The organism is Streptomyces sp. NPDC002911 (assembly GCF_053591835.1).
The window spans coordinates 22628-41278 of the sequence record NZ_JBSFUO010000001.1; the positions used below are offsets into that span (position 1 = coordinate 22628).

The 18651-nt window shown below is 70.5% G+C and carries 21 protein-coding genes; 6 read left to right on the forward strand and 15 right to left on the reverse strand.

Features of this window, described 5'->3' with window-relative positions:
* Positions 1-22: 22 nt before the first annotated feature.
* Together ACWD04_RS00090 and ACWD04_RS00095 are read right to left on the reverse strand one after the other, a co-directional pair.
* Complete coding sequence (locus ACWD04_RS00090; RefSeq protein ID WP_451126426.1) at positions 23-712, reverse strand: SDR family oxidoreductase; 690 nt, start codon at positions 710-712, stop codon at positions 23-25.
* 15 nt (positions 713-727) lie between these two features.
* A complete protein-coding gene (locus ACWD04_RS00095) occupies positions 728-1267 on the reverse strand; it encodes an LOG family protein (RefSeq protein WP_451126428.1) in 540 nt (179 codons plus the stop codon).
* 66 nt (positions 1268-1333) lie between these two features.
* Between ACWD04_RS00095 and ACWD04_RS00100 the strand changes: the two genes are divergently transcribed.
* The 3 genes from ACWD04_RS00100 to ACWD04_RS00110 all read left to right on the forward strand — a co-directional run bounded on the left by ACWD04_RS00100 (position 1334) and on the right by ACWD04_RS00110 (position 3530).
* Positions 1334-1669 (forward strand): DUF427 domain-containing protein, encoded by a 336-nt coding sequence (locus ACWD04_RS00100; RefSeq protein WP_451126430.1) that lies wholly within the window; start codon positions 1334-1336, stop codon positions 1667-1669.
* 61 nt (positions 1670-1730) lie between these two features.
* Entirely contained in the window at positions 1731-2531 is an 801-nt protein-coding gene (locus tag ACWD04_RS00105; protein ID WP_451126432.1) for an alpha/beta fold hydrolase, read from the forward strand.
* A 177-nt stretch (positions 2532-2708) separates the two neighbouring features.
* On the forward strand, positions 2709-3530 hold the full coding sequence (locus ACWD04_RS00110; RefSeq protein WP_451126434.1) for an MBL fold metallo-hydrolase: 822 nt from the start codon (positions 2709-2711) through the stop codon (positions 3528-3530).
* A gap of 171 nt (positions 3531-3701) precedes the next feature.
* On the opposite strand, the gene ACWD04_RS00115 is transcribed toward ACWD04_RS00110, so the two are convergent.
* The 3 genes from ACWD04_RS00115 to mnmA form a co-directional block, all read right to left on the reverse strand.
* Positions 3702-3995 (reverse strand): M48 metallopeptidase family protein, encoded by a 294-nt coding sequence (locus tag ACWD04_RS00115; RefSeq protein ID WP_451126436.1) that lies wholly within the window; start codon positions 3993-3995, stop codon positions 3702-3704.
* Positions 3992-5260: an AAA family ATPase gene (locus ACWD04_RS00120; protein WP_451126438.1), complete on the reverse strand. Its 1269-nt coding sequence runs from the start codon at positions 5258-5260 to the stop codon at positions 3992-3994. Before ACWD04_RS00120 ends, ACWD04_RS00115 begins: the two co-directional genes overlap by 4 nt.
* Before the next feature lie 110 nt (positions 5261-5370).
* On the reverse strand, positions 5371-6504 hold the full coding sequence (gene mnmA / locus ACWD04_RS00125) for a tRNA 2-thiouridine(34) synthase MnmA (protein ID WP_451126440.1): 1134 nt from the start codon (positions 6502-6504) through the stop codon (positions 5371-5373).
* A 61-nt stretch (positions 6505-6565) separates the two neighbouring features.
* Between mnmA and ACWD04_RS00130 the strand changes: the two genes are divergently transcribed.
* A complete protein-coding gene (locus tag ACWD04_RS00130) occupies positions 6566-7261 on the forward strand; it encodes an N-acetylmuramoyl-L-alanine amidase (RefSeq protein WP_451126442.1) in 696 nt (231 codons plus the stop codon).
* Here ACWD04_RS00130 and ACWD04_RS00135 read toward each other — a convergent pair.
* Positions 7254-8423 (reverse strand): cysteine desulfurase family protein, encoded by a 1170-nt coding sequence (locus ACWD04_RS00135; protein WP_451126444.1) that lies wholly within the window; start codon positions 8421-8423, stop codon positions 7254-7256. The genes ACWD04_RS00130 and ACWD04_RS00135 overlap by 8 nt on opposite strands.
* A 205-nt stretch (positions 8424-8628) precedes the next feature.
* The gene (locus ACWD04_RS00140) at positions 8629-10395 is read right to left on the reverse strand and encodes a serine/threonine-protein kinase (RefSeq protein ID WP_451127408.1); all 1767 of its coding nucleotides are present in this window, start codon (positions 10393-10395) and stop codon (positions 8629-8631) included.
* Between the two features lie 146 nt (positions 10396-10541).
* Between ACWD04_RS00140 and ACWD04_RS00145 the strand changes: the two genes are divergently transcribed.
* A complete protein-coding gene (locus tag ACWD04_RS00145) occupies positions 10542-11135 on the forward strand; it encodes a TetR/AcrR family transcriptional regulator (RefSeq protein ID WP_451126446.1) in 594 nt (197 codons plus the stop codon).
* Positions 11136-11177: 42 nt separating this feature from the next.
* Here ACWD04_RS00145 and ACWD04_RS00150 read toward each other — a convergent pair whose 3' ends face one another.
* Both ACWD04_RS00150 and ACWD04_RS00155 read right to left on the reverse strand, forming a co-directional pair.
* On the reverse strand, positions 11178-11510 hold the full coding sequence (locus ACWD04_RS00150) for a DUF4190 domain-containing protein (RefSeq protein ID WP_451126448.1): 333 nt from the start codon (positions 11508-11510) through the stop codon (positions 11178-11180).
* A gap of 15 nt (positions 11511-11525) precedes the next feature.
* Positions 11526-11681 (reverse strand): hypothetical protein, encoded by a 156-nt coding sequence (locus ACWD04_RS00155; RefSeq protein WP_451126450.1) that lies wholly within the window; start codon positions 11679-11681, stop codon positions 11526-11528.
* A 104-nt stretch (positions 11682-11785) separates the two neighbouring features.
* Between ACWD04_RS00155 and ACWD04_RS00160 the strand changes: the two genes are divergently transcribed.
* Positions 11786-12427, forward strand: coding sequence for a TetR family transcriptional regulator (locus ACWD04_RS00160; RefSeq protein ID WP_451126452.1), 642 nt, complete (start codon positions 11786-11788; stop codon positions 12425-12427).
* Between the two features lie 174 nt (positions 12428-12601).
* Here the strand turns inward: ACWD04_RS00160 and ACWD04_RS00165 are convergent, their stop codons facing one another.
* Genes ACWD04_RS00165 through ACWD04_RS00190 form a run of 6 tightly spaced genes read right to left on the reverse strand, consistent with a single transcriptional unit; the run spans position 12602 to position 18566 of the window.
* Positions 12602-13468, reverse strand: coding sequence for a thioesterase family protein (locus tag ACWD04_RS00165; protein WP_451126454.1), 867 nt, complete (start codon positions 13466-13468; stop codon positions 12602-12604).
* A 51-nt stretch (positions 13469-13519) separates the two neighbouring features.
* Positions 13520-14191, reverse strand: a complete 672-nt coding sequence (locus tag ACWD04_RS00170) for a trimeric intracellular cation channel family protein (protein ID WP_451126456.1) — start codon at positions 14189-14191, stop codon at positions 13520-13522.
* 46 nt (positions 14192-14237) lie between these two features.
* Positions 14238-15602, reverse strand: coding sequence for an oligopeptide/dipeptide ABC transporter ATP-binding protein (locus ACWD04_RS00175; protein ID WP_451126458.1), 1365 nt, complete (start codon positions 15600-15602; stop codon positions 14238-14240).
* The gene (locus ACWD04_RS00180; protein ID WP_451126460.1) at positions 15599-16591 is read right to left on the reverse strand and encodes an ABC transporter ATP-binding protein; all 993 of its coding nucleotides are present in this window, start codon (positions 16589-16591) and stop codon (positions 15599-15601) included. Before ACWD04_RS00180 ends, ACWD04_RS00175 begins: the two co-directional genes overlap by 4 nt.
* Positions 16592-16597: 6 nt before the next feature.
* On the reverse strand, positions 16598-17560 hold the full coding sequence (locus ACWD04_RS00185; protein WP_451126462.1) for an ABC transporter permease: 963 nt from the start codon (positions 17558-17560) through the stop codon (positions 16598-16600).
* A gap of 1 nt (position 17561) precedes the next feature.
* A complete protein-coding gene (locus ACWD04_RS00190) occupies positions 17562-18566 on the reverse strand; it encodes an ABC transporter permease (RefSeq protein WP_451126464.1) in 1005 nt (334 codons plus the stop codon).
* Between the last annotated feature and the right edge of the window lie 85 nt (positions 18567-18651).

Consider the following 18651-nt stretch of genomic DNA (forward strand, 5'->3'; position numbering starts at 1 on the left):
TACGGGCCCGGGGCGCGGGCTCTCAGCGGCCGGGGCGGACCGTCAGGTCGTTGATCTCGGCGTCCCGCGGCAGGTCGAGGGCCAGCAGGATCGTGGTGGCCACCGACTCCGGGTCGATCCAGCGCGAGGCGTCGTACTCCTTGCCTTCCTGCTGGTGGACCTTGGCCTGCATGGGGCTGGCGGTGCGGCCCGGGTAGACGGAGGTGACCCGGACGCCGTTGCCGTGCTCCTCGTGGCGCAGCGCGTCGGCGAGCGCCTTGAGCCCGTGCTTGCTCGCGGCGTACGCGCCCCATTCGGCGTGCGCCGCGAGCCCGGCGCCGGAGTTCACGAAGACGACGTGGCCCTGGGCGACACGCAGCTGCGGCAGGAGCAGACGCGTCAGCTCGGCCGGGGAGACCAGGTTGGCGTTGAGCTGGAAGTGCCAGGCCTTGGGGGTGAGGTCGCCGACCGTGCCGAGTTCGACCACGCCCGCGATGTGCAGCAGCGAGTCGAGACGTTCGGGCATCGGCTGCTGCCCGAACGCCCAGGAGAGCCGGTCCGGGTTGCCGAGGTCGCCGACGAGCGTGCGGGCTCCGGGGTGCATCGCGGCCAGTTCCTTGGCGCGTCCCGCGTCCCGGGCCAGCAGCACGAGCTCGTCGCCTCGCTCCAGGAGACGGCGGGCGACAGCCGCGCCGATGCCGGAACCGGCGCCGGTGATGAGATGAGTAGGCATGCCCTCATGCTCGCATCACTGCAGGCCGGCCGACTCCTCCAGGTAGGCCAGCGCCCCTACGCCGTCCTTGGCGAAGAAGACCAGATCGGTGAGCGGGACCGGCAGGAAGCCCTCGTCCTCCATCCGCTGGAACTGCTGACGCAGGCCGTCGTAGAACCCGGCGGTGTTCAGCAGGACGACGGGCTTGGTGTGCTTGCCGTGCTTCTTCAGCTCCAGGATCTCCGTCGCCTCGTCGAGCGTCCCCGTCCCGCCCACCATGATCACGATCGCGTCGGACTTCTCCAGGAGCAGCGCCTTGCGCTCGGCCAGGTCCTCGGCGATCACCATCTCGTCGGCGTTCGTCCGCGCCTTCGCCGCCAGGAAGTCCACCGACACCCCGACCAGCCGCCCGCCGGACTCCTGCACGCCGTCGGCGACGATCTTCATCAGCCCGCTCTCCGACCCGCCCCAGACCAGGGTGTGCCCGCCCCGGCCCAGCAGTTCGGCGAATTCACGGGCGGGCACGGTGTAGCGGTCGTCGAGGTCGGCGGCGGAGAGGAAGACACAGATGTTCATGCGGACACCGTACGACCGGGTCCACGGCGCGGGAAGAAAGCGGCCTCCTCCACGGCTGAACCGGGTATGACCTCCACCACAGGACACACGATCACCGTCGAACCCGCCGCCGTGCATGTGCGTGCGGTGCACGACGGGCAGGTGCTCGCCGAGAGCCGCCGCCCGCTGGTGCTGCGCGAGACGGGCTGTCCCGACCGGTACTACCTGCCGCCCGGGGATGTCCGTACCGACCTGCTGACGGCCTCGGACACCCGCACGCACTGCCCGTTCAAGGGAGACGCGTCGTACTGGTCGCTGCCCGGTGCGGCCGACCTCGTCTGGGCCTACCCGGAGCCCAGGGAGAACGTCGCCGCGATCAAGGATCACTTCTGTTTCTACGCCACGGAAGTCGTCCCTGACTGACCGTCGAAAAACTTTCCCTACTCAGCGATGAGTTCCGTGGGGCACGGCAGTCCACCTTCACATGGACAAGACTCTCTCCCGTGACGGCACGTCGATCGCGTATCGCCGCCACGGCGACGGGCCGCCGGTGATCCTGGTCGGCGGCGCCCTGAGCACCGCGGCGGACGAGGCACCGCTGGCCGCTCTGCTGGCCCCGCTTTTCACGGTCGTCACGTACGACCGACGGGGACGCGGGGCGAGCGGCGACGGCGGGCCGTACACCCCCCGCCGCGAGATCGAGGACTTGGCGGCGGTCGCGGCCGCCACGGGCGGTAGCGTCTCGCTGTTCGGCATGCTGTCGGGTGGGGCGCTGGCCCTCGAGGCGGCGGCTGCGGGGCTGCCGGTGGATCTGCTCGCGGTCTACGAACCGCCGTACAGCCCCGGTGCCGACGGCCTCCTGCACAAGTCGCGCTGCACCGCGCGACTGCACCGGCTGCTGGCGAACGGTGACAGGGGCGGCGCCGTGGAGCTGTACCTGTCCCGCACCGGAGTCCCGCAGGAGACGATCACCCGCATGCGCCGGGCCCCGCTGTGGGCCGGCCTCGAAGCGGTGGCCCACACCCTCGCGTACGACGACGCGCTGCTGGGCGACGGCTCGGTCCCGTCCGGGAGACTCGGGTCGGTCACCGCCCGTACCCTGGTGGTGACCGGTGGTTCCAGCACGGCACAGGCTCACGAGACGACCTTCGCCCTCGCAGCCGCGATCCCCCGGGCCCGGCACCGCACGCTGACCGGCCAGACCCGCGAACTGGCGCCGCACTCGATCGCGCCGGTGCTGGCGGACTTCTTCGCCAGGGACGTGTTCGCGCGCCAGGCGTCCTGAACCGCCCCGCGCAGCCACGCCCGTACAGGGGTCGGACGTGACCGCGCGGGGTTCGCACGGGGACGTACCCCGGCGCGCCTTGATGTCCGGGGTGACCAGGAGAAGACTTGGGAGCGGGGTGAGAGGCAGGGAACGAACGCCAGACCGTTGACACAGTCGGGGGCCAGGAGGCTTCGCATGTTCACCCACCGGCTAGGACGTGACGTCACCGTCCTCAACGACTGCCTGCCCATACCCGGAATCGGCTTCCTGACGGTGAATTCTTTCGTGCTGCACGCCGCTGAGCCCGTCGTTGTGGACACCGGGCTCAGCCTGCCCGACCGCGGCTTCATGGACGCGCTCGGATCCGTCGTCGCCGTCGACGACGTGCGGTGGATCTGGCTGACCCATCCGGACCGCGACCACACCGGGGCGCTGTTCGACCTCCTCGCCGCCTCCCCCGAGGCCCGGGTGGTGACCACCTTCCTGGGTGCGGGAATCATGTCGACCGAACGCCCACTGCCGATGGACCGGGTCTACCTGCTCAATCCCGGGCAGAGCCTCGACGTGGGCGACCGGACGCTGGTCGGTTTCCGGCCGCCGCTGTTCGACAACCCGGCGACCGTGGGTTTCTTCGACACCGCCACACGCACCTGCTTCAGCTCCGACTGCTTCGGGGCGCCCATGCCCAGCGTCGACCTGGCCAGCTGTGACGATGTGGCGACCGTCCCAGCGGACGACCTCCGGGCCGGTCAGCTCCTGTGGGCGACGGTCGACAGTCCCTGGGTACACCTGATCGACCCCGTGGCGCTCCTCGGCTCGGCCGGACCGCTGCGCGCGATGGAGCCCGAGCGCATCCTCAGCACCCACCTGCCGCCCTCCACGGGGCGCGGGCCGGAGTTCCTCGACATGCTCGCCGCCGCACCGGGGGCCGACCCGTTCATCGGCCCGGACCAGCACGGCCTGGAGCAGATGCTGGCCGGCTTCGAGCCCCCGGGCGCACCGGCCGCCGCGACGTAGCCGTCGGCCCACGACGGGGACCCGGCGGCATCAGTGACCGGTTCGGGAGCTCTACCAAGTCCTGCACCCCGGGACCGAGACGGTTGTCGCACCGCGCTCACACCCGTACGGAGGACGGTCCGGTTCCGCCTCCCGCTCCAAACCCGTAAGCGCACTCTTCCGGGGCGGACGTCACCGCACCGCTCCACGCCACAGTTTCGGCTCAGCCTCCGCGAACAGCTCCTCGCGCGCGTCGGCGTCCGGCAGCACGAGCCGTACCTCCCGCCGGAAGGCCGCGCCGTGACCGGCGGCACGCAGGTGGCAGAGTTCGTGGACCAGGACGAGATCCACCAGGGGCGGAGGAAGCTGCAGCACCGCCCAGTGCACCATGATGCCGCCGTCCTGCCCCAGGGCTCCCCATCGGGGTCCGAGGTCAAAGGCCTCGACCGAGGGTACGGGCAGCCCAACGCGTGACGCCGTACTCACGCTGTCGCCTTCTCCTCCTGCCAGGACAGTTCGCGGGCGATCTCCCCCGCGCTGACTCGGGGCACACCGCCGTACCGGCCGCGCAGATAGCCGCGCTCCAGGTTCTCGCCGTCCTTCGGATGGGCGGCGGTCAGCGGATAGAGCTCTGTCGCGCCCGACCGGTCCTTGGCCGCGATCCAGACCTGGTCCCGGCCGAGCGGCCGGTCCAGCACCTCGCTGCCCAACAGGGTGGCGTCGTGCGTCGTGAAGATCAGCTGTGCGTTCCGCGGGTTGGCCATCGGGTCCTGGAAGATCCGTACGACCTCTGCCGCCAGCGTCGGGTGCAGGCTGGAGTCCAGCTCGTCCACGAGCAGCACCGCCCCCTTGTCGAGCACCGTGAGCATCGGTCCCAGGAAGGCGAACCAGGCGTGCGTGCCGAACGACTCCTCGGTGAGGAAGTCCAGCGGGGTCTCGTTACCGTCCGCTGTGCGGTGCCTGAGCCTGACGGCACCGGACTCCTGGTCGATGTCCATGCCGGTGACACCGAGGTCGGCGACAGCCAGCAGGTTCATGACGCGCTCGCGGTACCCCTCGTCCGCGCCCCGCTCGATGAGCTCCTGCGTCCACCTGGTCCGGTGCTCGACGTCCGCGCCGGGTGTCACGAGCCACAGGTTGTCCAGGAACCATCGGTGCAGCGCGGAAAGCTGCGGGTCGTTCAGTGTGGCGGCGGTGGACAGGAACAGCGCATCCGGGCGGGTGAGCGCCACCAGGTCCGCACGGCGGCCCTTGAAGCCCTCGCCCTCGAAGACGAACTCCCCGCCTTCGCTTTCGGGGCGCCCTGCCTCCCGGTCGAACCAGATCTCGCGTCTGCCCTGCGGGTAGGCGTGCAGCCACTCGGCCTCGACACGCTCGTCCGAGAGCTCGAAACCGTACGTGAACCGCGTGCGGCTGCGTCCCAGAGTGAGGTCCACCTCGTAGAGGCTGGTCTCCTCCGCGTAAGCGGGGGCAAGCTTGAACGGCTTCCGGGGGACCCCGGGTGTCTTAGCCCAGTCGGCGAACGAGGTACGGACGGCGGCTCGCATGTCCCGCAGGGCGCTGAGCATGTTGCTCTTGCCCGCAGCGTTGGCGCCGAAGACGCCCAGCACCGGCAGCGCCGAAACCTCTTGCTCCGCGTGGCGGAGTCCGGTCGGGCGGCCACCGCTCACGCCGGGTTCCGAGCCGATCAGCGACAGCTCGCACTCGTCGCGGATCGAGCGGTGATTGGCCACCCGGAAACGCAGTAGCACCCTCGGCCTCCCGACAGGACGGGGAGGCTGGCCCCGTCGTACGTACACCGCATGCGGACGATCCGCATGCGCAGCCTATGACGGCGGCACCGGCCGTGCCAGCCCCGGCGTCAGCCGGCCGCCGCCGCCTTCTCCTTGCGCACCGTCGTGGCGATCGTGGCCGAGCCGACGACACGGGTGCCGTCGTAGAGCACCACCGCCTGGCCGGGCGCCACACCTCGGACCGGCTCGGTGAAGATGACGGACAGGGTGCCGTCCACCAGCCCCGCCGTCACCTCGGTCTCGCCGCCGTGGGCGCGGAGCTGGGCGGTGTACGTGCCGGAACCGGACGGGGCCGTGCCGCACCAGCGGGGCCTGATGGCCGTGAGGGCGGTGACGTCCAGGGCCTCGGCCGGGCCGACCGTCACCGTGTTGTTCACCGGGGAGATGTCCAGGACGTAGCGCGGCTTGCCGTCGGGGGCGGGGTGGCCGATGCGCAGGCCCTTGCGCTGGCCGATGGTGAAGCCGAAGGCGCCCTCGTGCGTGCCGACCTTCGTGCCCGCCTCGTCGAGGATGTCGCCCTCCGCCGGGCCACCGAGGCGGCCGGCCAGGAAACCCTGGGTGTCGCCGTCGGCGATGAAGCAGATGTCGTGGCTGTCGGGCTTCTTGGCGACCGCCAGGCCCCGGCGCTCGGCCTCGGCACGGATCTCGTCCTTGGTGGTGAGGGTGTCACCGAGCGGGAACATCGCGTGGGCGAGCTGCTTCTCGTCCAGGACACCGAGGACGTAGCTCTGGTCCTTGGCCATGTCCGAGGCGCGGTGCAGCTCCCGGCTGCCGTCCTCGGCGAGGACGACGGTGGCGTAGTGACCGGTGCAGACGGCGTCGAAGCCGAGGGCCAGCGCCTTGTCGAGCAGCGCGGCGAACTTGATCTTCTCGTTGCAGCGCAGGCAGGGGTTGGGGGTGCGCCCGGCCTCGTACTCCGCGACGAAGTCGTCCACGACGTCCTCGCGGAAGCGTTCCGCCAGGTCCCAGACGTAGAACGGGATGCCGATGACGTCCGCCGCGCGGCGGGCGTCCCTGGAGTCCTCGATGGTGCAACAGCCGCGCGCGCCCGTACGGAAGGACTGCGGGTTCGCGGAGAGGGCGAGGTGCACACCGGTCACGTCGTGGCCTGCCTCGGCGGCTCGGGCCGCCGCGACGGCGGAGTCGACTCCGCCCGACATGGCGGCGAGCACACGGAGGGGGCGCTGGGAGGTCTGAGTCATAGCTTCACCAGAGTACGGGGCTCCGGGAACCGAATGCTCGCGGATAAGCGTTGAGCAGCACATGGGGAACAACGGGAGTGCCGGATCGCGGAGAAAAAAGCCAGGTCACGGCATCAGTCGGCGCACGCTGCTGATCGGCGGCGCGGTCGCCGCGGCGGGCACGGCCGCCCTGGCCGCGGAGGACATCCAGCGCGTCTGGTGGCGGGTACCGGGTGTGGAGAAGCCCCGCAAGGCGGGCGAGCTGGACTACGCCCCGGCGAGCTGGGTCGCGGCCTCCGAGGCAAACCTGCGGCGCGCCGACCGCCCTGACGACTACCGCGTGGACCGGGTGATCATGCATGTCACCCAGGGCAGCTTCGCCAGCGCGGTCCGCGTGTTCCAGGACCCGGCGCACCAGGCGGCGACGCATTACATCGTCGGGCAGAACGGCCGGGTGACCCAGATGATCCGGGAGCTCGACGTGGCGTACCACGCGGGCAACCGCTCGTTCAACGAGCGCAGCATCGGTATCGAGCACGAGGGCTTCGTCGACCGCCCGCAGGACTTGACCACGGAGATGTACGAGTCGTCGGCGCGGCTGACCGCGGAGATATGCGAGCGGTACAAGATCCCGGTGGACCGCGAGCACATCATCGGGCACGTCGAGGTGCCCGGCACGGACCACACCGATCCCGGCCCGCACTGGGACTGGCCCCGCTACATGGAACTGGTGCGCGCCGCGTCCAAGGCGGGAGCCGAGGACGCACAAGCTAGCTGAGTCCTGCCGTCCTGGCCCGGTCGACGGCGGGGCCGATGGCCCGGGCGACCTTCTCCACGTCCTGCCGGGTGGAGGTGTGACCGAGCGAGAAGCGCAGCGTGCCCCGCGCCAGCGCGGGGTCGGTGCCGGTGGCCAGGAGCACATGGCTGGGCTGGGCGATGCCGGCGGTGCACGCCGACCCGGTGGAGCATGCGATGCCCTGGGCGTCGAGCAGCAGCAGGAGGGAGTCGCCCTCGCACCCGGGGAAGGTGAAGTGGGCGTTGGCGGGCAGCCGCCCGCCGGGGGCCGGATCACCGCCGAGGAGGGCGTCGGGTACGGCCTCCAGCACGGCCTCGGCCAGCTCGTCACGGAGTGCGCCGATCTCGCGGGCGAAGTTCTCACGTCCGTCGGCGGCGTGCCGTCCGGCCACGGCGAACGCGGCCACGGCGGGTACGTCGAGGGTGCCGGAGCGCACATGCCGCTCCTGGCCGCCGCCGTGCAGGACGGGTACGGGGGTCTGGTCGCGGCCGAGCAGCAGCGCTCCGATGCCGAACGGACCGCCGATCTTGTGCGCGCTGACGGTCATGGCGGCCAGCCCGGAAGCGGCGAAGCCGACCTCCAGCTGCCCGAACGCCTGCACCGCGTCGGCGTGCACGGGAACACCGAACTCGCCCGCCACCTCGGCGAGCTCACGTATCGGCATGATCGTGCCGATCTCGTTGTTGGCCCACATCACGGTGACCAGCGCGATGTCGTCGGGATCGCGGGCAAGAGCTTCTCGCAGTGCGTCCGGGTGCACGCGTCCGTACGCGTCGACCGGTAGGTATTCGACGGTGGCGCCCTCGTGCTCGGCGAGCCAGTCCACCGCGTCGAGGACGGCGTGGTGCTCCACAGGGCTCGCGAGGACCCGGGTGCGCCGGGGGTCGGCGTCGCGGCGGGCCCAGTAGAGGCCCTTCACTGCGAGGTTGTCGGCCTCGGTGCCGCCGGAGGTCAGGACCACCTCGCTGGGGCGTGCGCCGAGTGCGTCGGCGAGGGTCTCTCTGGACTCCTCGACGGTACGGCGGGCCCGGCGCCCGGCAGCGTGCAGGGAGGACGCGTTGCCGGTGACGGCGAGCTGCGTGGTCATCGCCGCGATCGCCTCCGGAAGCATCGGAGTGGTCGCGGCGTGGTCGAGGTAAGCCATGGTGGAGACGATTCTACGAGCCTGTGGCGCGGCGCGTGCCGAGGGCGGTGTCCGGCGCCTCGGGCCCCGGCTCGCGGAAGCCCGGGAGAGACCGGTCCGGGCCCTCGGGAGGGCCCGGACGGGCACCGGCCGACAGTCCTGTCCGCTTCCGGTCCGGGGCGGACGAGGCCCGTGGCACACGGGAAGGGTCCTCGTCCCGCCGTAGTCAGAAGGCCGTCCAGCGCTGGGACGCCTCTCCTGAGCAGCGGCTCACCATGAGGCCCCTGGCGCCCGCTCCGAGGCAGTCCCCGGTGCCGACGCTGACGAGGCTGCCTCCCGACCCCGTGCGCCAGCGGCGTGACGCGTCCTCGTTGCACGAGAGCAGCAGGACCCCTCCGGCCCCCGCGCTGAGGCACGACCTGCCCGACTCATGGACGAGCTGGAAGGACCCGCCGGACACGGCCCGGACACCCCAGACGGCACCCGACCCGTCGCAGTTGCCGGTGCTCGGGTAGCCGTTGAAGGGGGCGACCAGACATTCGCCGTTCCCGCCGTTGCGATAGCGGTGGGTCCCTGAGGGCGTGGTGGTTCCCCCGGGTCCGGAGGCACCGGTAGCGCCTGAGGTATCGGACCCACTCGACGCACTGGAACCGCCGGAGGCGCTCGCCCCACCGGAGCCGTCGTCCTGGGCCCCGCCCCCCGCGTCGCCCGCTCCCTGCGCGGGAGAGGAAGCCCCGTCCGTCGCCTCGCCTCCCCCTTTGGCGTCCTCGTCCTTCATCTTGCCCGTCGGCGACTTGCCCGGTGACGCCGAGCCGGACGGGCTCGCGCCCGAGGCGGAGGCCGTGGGATCCGCCGGGGCTGTGGCAGTGACGGACGGGCCGGCGGCCACTCGGTCGTCCGGCCCGAAGGTGTAGGGCAGGAGCTGGACGGCGAGTGTCGCTCCGCCCACCGTCACGATGACGGGGATCACAGCGAAGAAGACGCGAGTCCGCCTGCGGCGCTCACGGGGCTTCGGGCGGGCCTTCCCGCCGAGGCGCAGCGTCTCCACCGACTCGGGCTCCGGCAGCTCGATCTCCTGGACGTGCGCTGCGAAAGCGGCCTTCTCCGCGAGGTCTCCGCTGATGGACTGCGGCCAGAGGGGAGCCGCGAACGGCCCGTGTTCCTCCGCTTGCCTCACCAGCTCGGCGGCCGTGGGACGGGACTCGGGGTCCTTGGCGAGACAGGCCGCGACGACATCGGCGAGGCCGGGGTCCAGCTCCCGCACCGCTTCCAGGTCGGGCTCCTCGTGCACGATGCGGTACAGAACCGCCGGGCCGGACTCCTCGCCGAAGGGCGGCCTGCCGCCGGCCGCGTACGCGAGGACCGACCCCAGCGCGAACACATCGGCGGCGCCGGTCAGATCCCGCTGCGTCGTGGCTTGTTCGGGGGCCATGTAGGCCGGGGTGCCGACCACCATGCCGCTCCTGGTCAGCTGACTCTGTTCGGCGGCGCGGGCCACACCGAAGTCGATGACCGTGGCACCCTCGGCCGTCAGCATCACGTTGGACGGCTTGAGGTCCCGGTGCACCATGCCCAGTTCGTGCACCGGAACCAGCCCCGCCGCCGCCTCACGCAGGAGCAGCCACAGGGTGCCTGCGTCCAGCGGGCCCCCGTTCAGCTCGAAGGCCTTGCTCAGCGTGACCCCGGGAACGTACGCCGTCGCCAGCCACGGGGGCCGTGCGTCGCGGTCGCTGGCGAGCAGAGGTGCGGTGGCCTCCGCCGGCAGCTGGGACAGGTTGTCCAGCTCGTGCCCGAAGCGGCGGACGAAGTCCTGGTCCTCCCCCGCGATCGATGGCAGTACCTGCTTGACGGCGACGTACCGCTCCTCGTGGACACCGAGGTACACACGGCCCATCCCGCCGGCGCCGAGCCGGCCCGCGAGCGGGATTCCGCCGATCTGCCGCGGATCGTCCGCTTCGAGCGGCTTGGCCCCGCTGCCCGCCAGGTCTAACACGCCCACACCGTCTCCCCGTGACACGCAATTGCTTCTAGGCGAAGTCTGACCAGTGGATACTGAAAGAGGAAGCATCTTCTAGAAAGTCACTCTAGAAATTCACCGCGGAAGAGCCCCGCTTCACGAACCACAGGGACGGCCACTCGATGAGCCCCAAGCAGCACCGCGGCGAAGTCACTTCCGGTCTGCTCCTCGACGCCGCACTGCGCGTGTTCGCCGAGTCCGGCGAACAGGGCCTCACGGTGAACGCCGTCATCCGGACCAGCGGCGTCAGCCTGGGCAGCCTCTACCACCACTTCGGCAGCCTCGACGGCCTCATCGGCGCCCTCAGCCACCGCTGGCTGGACCGGCTGCTGGGTGAGCTGACCAAGGCCCTGCGGGAGGCCGGCACCGCGCCTGCGGGCATCGCCGCCGCCGTGCGCGCCTACCTGGCCTTCGTCCAGGAGCACCCGGGCCCCGCCCTGCTCCTGCACTCCCCCCTCGCCGATCGCAAGGGCATGGCACGGGGGAGGGAGTTCCGCGACGCCCAGGAGGCCAGGGTCTCCGAAGTGGCCCTCTGGATTCGGCTCGGCATCGACTCCGGGGAACTCGCCCCGCTCCCCCCGCCGCTGATCGAGTCCCTGGTCCTGGGCCCCGTCGTCGCCGTCGCCCGCAGGTCACTGTCGGGCATCGACGACGTCGACCTCGACGAGGCCGCGCGTCTCCTGCCCGAGCAGATCTGGCGATCGGTTCGCGCATAGAACGCCACGTCGGCGTCGGCCGGCAGGGCCACAGGCGGGGCGTCAGCCGGTCAGGCTCCACGAGACGGTGCCGTTGCCCGTGACCAGGACCGCGAGGACGACCAGGTCGGCGACGCCGAGGGTCAGGCCGAGCAGGGCACGGCCGCGGCGGGCGGTGGAGCGGGCGAGGGCGACGACCGCCATGACGATGGCGACCGGCCCGAGCAGGATGTTCATCACCAGGAGGCCGAGCAGCCCGAGCACGAACGAGGCGACGGCGAGCCCGTCTGCTTCACGGGTGGCCGGACGGACCTCGGCGGACGGAATGCCGGCGGAACGGCCGCCGCGCCGAGCCGTGCGGGCCGTGTCGGCGGTGCGTGCGGTGGTGAGTGTCATGGTGCGGCTCCTTCGTCAGCGGGTGCGGCGGGCGAGGCGTTCACGGATACCGAAGACCGCCAGCCAGAGACCGATCACGGCCGCGGCGGTCAGGGCCACGGGGAGAGGGAGATGTGCGACCGCTCCGAGGACGACCCCCAGCAGGAGCAGGGCGGCGACGAGGACCAGCATGTCCGGCCTTTCTGCGAGGTTTGAGAGTACGACTGTTAACTGACTTCGAGTCTAGGACCTTGTACCCCTTCCTGGACTCGGAGAACGGTTGTTTACTGGATGGCATGAGTCACACCACCGGCATCCGCCGGACCCAGAAGCTGAAGACACGTCAGGCGTTGCTCGACGCGGCTCTGGAGCTGCTGGAGCACCAGAGCCTGAGCAGCCTGGGCCTGCGTGAGGTGACACGGGCCGTGGGCGTGACCCCGACCGCCTTCTATCGCCACTTCGACAGCACGGCGGCACTGGGCGTCGCTCTCGTCGACGAGACCCTGGAGAGCCTGCACGGCATGATCGGCGCGATCCTCGCCGACACCGGGGACAGCGAGGAACGGCTCGACCGCAGCGTCGGACTGATAGCCCGTCATGTCGCGGAACAGCCGGCGCATTTCCGCTTCATCGCCCGTGAACAGCACGGCGGTGTCAGACAGGTACGCGAGGCCATCGCCGCCCAGCTACGCGGCTTCGCCGAGGAGGTCGCCCACATCCTCGGCCAGGAGCCCGGATCGGCGGGCTGGGGCCGGGAGGACCTGCTGATGCTGGGCGGGCTGTACGTCGATCACATGGTGCTGACCGCGTCGGCGCTGCTGGACACCGGACCGGAAGGCGAGCAGGAGGTCGTCCGGGTGGCCCGGCGGCGGCTGCGACTGGTCACGCTGGGCCAGGCCCACTGGCTGGACAGTGCGGCCGCAGGTTCGGCGTCATGAGCGAGAGAACTCCGCACCGGACCTACGCCGGTGCGGGTCTCCATTGCGGACTCCGAGCCACGACTGATCGAAGGGGCCGGACATCTCGCCCAGGAGGGCACCCTGCCGTGCTCACCGCGACCCTCAACCGTTTCCTGCGTACGACCCCGTAACCGGCGGCCGTCCTGGTGGGGCTCAGCCTCGGGGCGCCCGGGCCAGCTGGCGGGACTGTGCGACGAGACGGCCGGCACTGTCCCAGACGTCCGCGTCCTCCTCCAGGTAGCCGCCCGCGAGGTTGCGGGTGGTGATGGAGACACGCAGCGGACCGGGGGCCGGGCGGCAGCGGATGTGTGTGGTGAGCTCGATGGTGGGCGTCCAGCCCTTCAGCCCCAGCTCGAAGGCGGTCGGGGGCATGGCGTCCACGGTGAGCAGCAGCGAGAGCGGGTCCGCGTCGCGGCCGTCCCCGAGCGCGAACCAGCCCCGTACCTCCCCCTTGCCCGACGGAGCGCCGACGGCCCAGCCGAGCGTCGCCGGGTCGAGCTTGACGTCCAGCCGCTCGGTGATGGCGGAGCTTCCGGGGATCGGCGCCGTCCCGTCGCCCGTTCCGAGGCACTGCTCGAGGGGCGGGAGGGCCGGCGGCTCGACGGACGTACGGACCTCGTCGGTCAGGTCGTCCAGGTCGCCGTAGGTGGCCAGCACCCGGATGCGTTCGATCTCCGTGCCGTCCTCCGCGAACTGGAAGAGCGAGGCCTCACCGGTGGAGAGCGTGCGGCCGGTGCGGACGACCTGGGTACGGATCACGGCGGGGCCGGGGACGGAGGCCGTGAGGTAGTGCGCGGAGACCGAGAAGGGGTCGGAGTGCGGGAGGGCCTCGCCGAGTGCTCGGCCGAGCATGGCCAGCAGATAGCCACCGTTGACCGCGCGGATGATCGTCCAGCCTTCGGAGAGCTCCGCGTCGTAGACGCCTTCCTGCCGGAGCGTGACGGCGGTGTCGCGGTCGAACTCGCTGTCACCGATGGTCGCCTGCACTGCGCGCGACTCCTGTGCTGCTGCCTGTGCCATGGCATGCACGGTACACCGATCGCATTACTGAGCAGTAGTCTTCATTGCCGTTCAGATGACGGCCGGCGCTTCCTCCGCCGTGGCCGAACGCCTGTTGTAGGCGCGCGGGGCCCTCCAGTGGAAACGCATGGCCATCAGCCGCAGGACGAACGCGGTGGCCGCGGCGGCACCGCTGGTGTAGGCGTTGAGGGTCTCGAAACGGATGCAGAGGACGACCATGCCGGCGCCGACGATCGCGGGCACGGCGTACAGGTCGCGGTCCCAGCGCAGCAGCGAGGGCACCTCGTTGGCCAGGACGTCACGCAGCACACCGCCGCCGACCGCGGTGGCCAGCCCGAGGGCAGCGGAGGAGGTGAGGCCGAGGCCGTACTCGTACGCCTTGATCGTGCCGGATACGCAGAAGAGCCCCAGCCCCGCCGCGTCGAAGACGTTGACGCCGACCTGGATCCGCTCCACGTGCGGGTGCAGGAAGAAGACCAGCCCGGCGGCGAGCAGCGGGGTGGTGAAGTAACCGAGATCCGTGAAGGCCGCCGGGGGGACGGCCCCGATGATCACATCACGGAAAATCCCTCCGCCCAGCGCTGTCACCTCGGCGAGAACCGCGATGCCGAAGACATCGAAGTTCTTGCGTACGGCGAGCAGAGCGCCCGAGATCGCGAAGGCGAAGATGCCGACGATGTCGAGCGCATGCTGGACGGAGGGGGTGAAGAGTTCGTTGAGCACCGGACAGTTCTACAACGTCCGGTGCCCACGATGTCACCAGGGGCCGTCAGGCGGTACCGGTCTTCTCTTCGGTACCCGGCCCGGCCGCGGTACCGGCCGTGTCCGGAGCGTCGGCCGTGACGGCCACCTCGCCCGGAGCGTCCCCCGTGACCGCCGCCTCGTCCTCGGGCGGGGCCGCACCCCCGGACTCGTTCTCCGGATCCGCGGACTTCTCCTCAGGCTTCTCCGCGACCGGCTCGGCGTCTACCGGCTCGGCGGATTCCTTCTGCGCGGGCACCTTCCCCGCGGGCGCCTTACCGGCAACCGGCTCCTCGGCGACCGGCTCTTCGGCGGGCGCGGTCTCCGCCGCGTCCGCGGGCACGTCCTCGGTCGTGTCCGTCCCTGTGACCGCCTCGATACCCGTGGCCCGGGTCAGGCCGATCGTCCCGTCCTCGATCCCGGCCGCGAAGTGGCAGGCCACCTTGTGCCCGCCACCCAGGTCCGTGAGAACCGGGCGTTCGACCGCGCACTTGTCCTGCACCCACGGGCAGCGGGTGTGGAACCGGCAGCCGGCCGGCGGATCGGCCGGCGAGGGCAGGTCGCCCTGGAGCAGGATCCGCTCCCGCCGGTCCTCGACCTCCGGGTCGGGCACCGGCACCGCGGACATGAGCGCCCGGGTGTAGGGGTGCCTCGGCGCGGCGTACAGCGCGTCGCTGGGCGCCTCCTCCACGAGGGAGCCCAGGTACATGACCCCGATGACGTCGGAGATGTGCCGGACGACGGCGAGGTCATGGGCAATGACGAGATACGTGAGCCCGAGTGACTCCTGCAGCTCCTCCAGCAGGTTGATGACCTGCGCCTGGATCGACACGTCGAGCGCCGACACCGGCTCGTCGCAGATGATGACATCCGGTTCGAGCACCAGGGCACGGGCGATGCCGATGCGCTGGCGCTGCCCGCCGGAGAACTCGTGCGGGTAGCGGGACAGCGAGTTCGCGGGCAGTCCGACCTTGGCGAGGATCGCCTTGATCTTCTCCCGGCGGTCCGCCCGGTCGGTGCCGATCCCGTGGGCCGCCATGCCCTCGGAGAGGATCGACTCGATGTTCTGCCGCGGGTTGAGGCTGCCGAGCGGGTCCTGGAAGACCATCTGGAGCCGGCGACGGAACCGGCGCATCTCCTCGTCAGGCAGCTTGGCCAGGTCGGTGCCGTCGAAGACGACCTCACCGGAGGTGATGTCCACCAGCCGCAGCACGGCCCGGCCCAGCGTCGTCTTGCCGCAGCCCGACTCGCCCACGAGTCCGTACGTCTGTCCGGCCTCGACGCTCAGCGAGATGCCGTCCACGGCGTACACGTGTCCGACCGTACGGTCGAAGAAGACACCCTTCTTGACGGGGAAGTGGACCTTCACATCGTCGAGTTCGAGCAGGCTCATGCCGAAACCTCCGCCTTGGGCAGGACCGGGTTGACACAGCGCACCTGGTGTCCGGCCGTGCGTGGTTCGGTCAGTTCGGGAGTGCCCGTGAGGCACTCCATCGTGTAGAAGTCGCAGCGGGGCGCGAAGGCGCAGCCGTCGGCCCAGGCGATCTTGTCGTTGATCGACCCGCGGATCGGGCGGAGCGGTTCCCCGCGCGGTGCGTCCAGACGCGGGATGGATCCGAGCAGTCCGTGCGCGTACGGGTGTGTGGGTGCGGCGAACAGCTCACGCCGGTCCGCGGACTCCACCGCCCGTCCCGCGTACAGCACGTTGACCTCGTCGCAGATACCGGCGACGACCCCGAGGTCATGGGTGATCATCAGCAGGGCGGTGCCCTCCTGATCGACCAGTTCCTTGAGGAGTTCCAGGATCTGGGCCTGGATGGTCACGTCGAGCGCGGTGGTCGGCTCGTCGGCGATGAGCAGCCGGGGTGCGCAGGCCACCGCCATGGCGATGAGCGCACGCTGCCGCATACCGCCGGACAGCTGGTGCGGGTACTCCTTCAGCCGCCGGCGCGGGTCGGGAATGCCGACCCGGTCCAGGAGGTGGGCGGCCTCCTTGCGGGCGGCCTCCCCCTTCAGGCCGCGGTGGCGCTGGAGGATCTCGGTCACCTGGACACCGATGGGGATCACCGGGTTCAGCGAGGACAGCGGGTCCTGGAAGATCATCGCGAGCTGGCTGCCGCGCATGTCGCGGAGCTTGCGCCGGCTGATGGTCAGCAGGTCCTGGCCGTCGAACTCCACGCGTCCGCCGACCTTCACGCCCTTCTCGGGCAGCAGGCCCATGAGGGCGAGCGAGGTCACGGACTTGCCGCAGCCCGACTCTCCCACCAGGCCGACGACCTGGCCCTGGTCGACGGTGAAGGAGACGCCGTCGACCGCGACGGAGTCCTTGCTGCCGCGTCCGCCGAAGGTGACGCTGAGTTGGTCGACATTGAGCAGTGCCATGGGAGATCAGCCTCGCAGCTTCGGGTCGAGGGCTTCGCGCATGGCCTCGCCGAGCAGGGTGAAGCCCAGGGCGGTGATGATGATCCCGACGGCCGGGTAGGCGGCCATCATCGGCTCGTTGTCGAAGAACCGCTGCGCCTGGGAGAGCATGACGCCCCATTCGGGGATCGCCGGGTCCGGGTTTCCGAGGCCGAGGTAGGACAGGGCCGCGGCTTCGATGATCGCGGTGGCCAGGCTGAGCGTCGCCTGGACGATCACCGGGCTCAGTGAGTTGGGCAGGATCTGCGTGAGGACGATCCGCTTCTTCCGGATGCCGAGCGCCTTGGCCGCCAGGACGTAGTCCGCTCCGCCCTGGGCGAGCATCGAGCCACGGAGCAGACGGGCGAAGACGGGGATCTGGACGACACCGACCGCGATCATCACGGTGGTCAGGGACTGGCCCATGACCGCCGCGACGGAGACCGCGAGCAGCAGCGAAGGCAGCGACAGCATGAGGTCGGTGATACGCATGATCACGGTGTCGATCCGCTGCCCGGCCTTGCCGCCGAGAGTCGCGGCGGCACCAGACAGCACACCGACGACGGCGCCGATGACCAGGCCGATGAGCATCGAGACCACGCCCACGAGCAGGGTCTGGCGCGCCCCGACGAGCATGCGGGAGAACAGGTCGCGGCCCAGGTGGTCGAGCCCGAACCAGTTCTCACCCCGCATGCCGACGAACTTGCCCTGGTTGGTGAAGACTTCGCCACGCCAGGTCTGGGCGGTGGGGCTGTACGGAGCGACCCACGGCCCCACGATCGCCATCACCACGAACGCGCCGATGACGACGGCGCCGATGATGGCCATCTTGCTGTTCCTGAGCCGCCGCAGCGCCACGCGCCACAGGCTCGCGCCGGAGGTCGCCTCGGTCTGCTGGGTCAGCTCGGCGAGCCGGTCGATCTTGTCGGCCCTCTTGGTCAAGGTCGTCACGTCAGTGCACCCGCACTCTCGGGTCGATGATGCTGTACGCGAGGTCGACCAGCAGGTTGATGAGGACGTACACCATCGCGATGAAGAGGATGAACCCGACCAGCACCGGGTAGTCACGGGCATCGATCGAGGTACGGATGAAGGAGCCGATACCTCCGAACGAGAAGACCGACTCGGTCAGCACCGCACCCGACAGCAGGCTTCCGGTCAGCAGACCGACCGCGGTGACCACGGGAAGCAGCGCGTTGCGCAGCACGTGACGGCCGCGTACGACCCGCTTCTCCAGGCCCTTGGACTCGGCGGTACGGATGTAGTCCTCACCGAGGACTTCCAGGACGCTGGCCCTGGTCATCCGCACGATCACGGCGAGCGGAATGGACGCGAGGGCGATCGCGGGCAGCACCAGGTGCATGATCGCGTCCCATGTCGCGTCGAGCTCGCCGGTCAGCAGGCCGTCCAGGGTGGCGAAGCCGGTGATCTCGGTGGCGTCGAGACCGGTGGAGAGCCTGCCATAACTCGGGAACATACCCAGCTCCACGGCAAAAATGCCCTTGAGCATCAGCGCGAGGAAGAACACCGGGATGCAGATGCCGATCAGTGATCCGGACACCGAGGCCACGTCGAGCCAGCCACCGCGGTGGCGGGCGGCGAGGTAGCCCAGCGGAATCCCGATCAGGACCGCGATGACGATCGCGGCGATGCTGAGTTCCACGGTGGCCGGGAAGCGCAGCACGAATTCGTCCCACACCGGCTGACCGGTCTGGGTGGAAGTACCGAGGTCCAGTTCGAAGATGCGCTTGAGGAAGCGCCAGTACTGAACGTAGACAGGTTCGTCGAGCCCCAACGCCCGGTTGATGCGCGCCACTTCGGCTTCGGTCGCCCGCTCGCCCAGGATCGCTGAGGCGGGTCCGCCGGGCAGACGGTTCAGCCACAGGAAGAGCAGAACCGACAGGCCGAGCAGGGTGGGTATGAGCTGTAGCAGTCTTCGTACGACGAGTCGCAGCACCCCGCGTGCCCCTTTCTCACGTGTCGAGAAGTGGGCCCGCCCGGCCACCGGGAAGCTGTGGCCGGGCGAAACCCACTGATGTGCG

What these genes read in the sequence shown, in the direction of transcription:
- ACWD04_RS00145 (WP_451126446.1), top strand. Translation starts at nt 10,542, where the DNA reads ATGAGCCCCAAGCAGCACCGCGGCGAAGTCACTTCCGGTCTGCTCCTC.
- ACWD04_RS00130 (WP_451126442.1), top strand. Translation starts at nt 6,566, where the DNA reads ATGGGGAACAACGGGAGTGCCGGATCGCGGAGAAAAAAGCCAGGTCAC.
- ACWD04_RS00135 (WP_451126444.1), bottom strand. Translation starts at nt 8,423, where the DNA reads ATGGCTTACCTCGACCACGCCGCGACCACTCCGATGCTTCCGGAGGCG.
- mnmA (WP_451126440.1), bottom strand. Translation starts at nt 6,504, where the DNA reads ATGACTCAGACCTCCCAGCGCCCCCTCCGTGTGCTCGCCGCCATGTCG.
- ACWD04_RS00095 (WP_451126428.1), bottom strand. Translation starts at nt 1,267, where the DNA reads ATGAACATCTGTGTCTTCCTCTCCGCCGCCGACCTCGACGACCGCTAC.
- ACWD04_RS00180 (WP_451126460.1), bottom strand. Translation starts at nt 16,591, where the DNA reads ATGGCACTGCTCAATGTCGACCAACTCAGCGTCACCTTCGGCGGACGC.
- ACWD04_RS00155 (WP_451126450.1), bottom strand. Translation starts at nt 11,681, where the DNA reads ATGCTGGTCCTCGTCGCCGCCCTGCTCCTGCTGGGGGTCGTCCTCGGA.
- ACWD04_RS00150 (WP_451126448.1), bottom strand. Translation starts at nt 11,510, where the DNA reads ATGACACTCACCACCGCACGCACCGCCGACACGGCCCGCACGGCTCGG.
- ACWD04_RS00160 (WP_451126452.1), top strand. Translation starts at nt 11,786, where the DNA reads ATGAGTCACACCACCGGCATCCGCCGGACCCAGAAGCTGAAGACACGT.
- ACWD04_RS00165 (WP_451126454.1), bottom strand. Translation starts at nt 13,468, where the DNA reads ATGGCACAGGCAGCAGCACAGGAGTCGCGCGCAGTGCAGGCGACCATC.
- ACWD04_RS00105 (WP_451126432.1), top strand. Translation starts at nt 1,731, where the DNA reads ATGGACAAGACTCTCTCCCGTGACGGCACGTCGATCGCGTATCGCCGC.
- ACWD04_RS00175 (WP_451126458.1), bottom strand. Translation starts at nt 15,602, where the DNA reads ATGAGCCTGCTCGAACTCGACGATGTGAAGGTCCACTTCCCCGTCAAG.
- ACWD04_RS00100 (WP_451126430.1), top strand. Translation starts at nt 1,334, where the DNA reads ATGACCTCCACCACAGGACACACGATCACCGTCGAACCCGCCGCCGTG.
- ACWD04_RS00090 (WP_451126426.1), bottom strand. Translation starts at nt 712, where the DNA reads ATGCCTACTCATCTCATCACCGGCGCCGGTTCCGGCATCGGCGCGGCT.
- ACWD04_RS00110 (WP_451126434.1), top strand. Translation starts at nt 2,709, where the DNA reads ATGTTCACCCACCGGCTAGGACGTGACGTCACCGTCCTCAACGACTGC.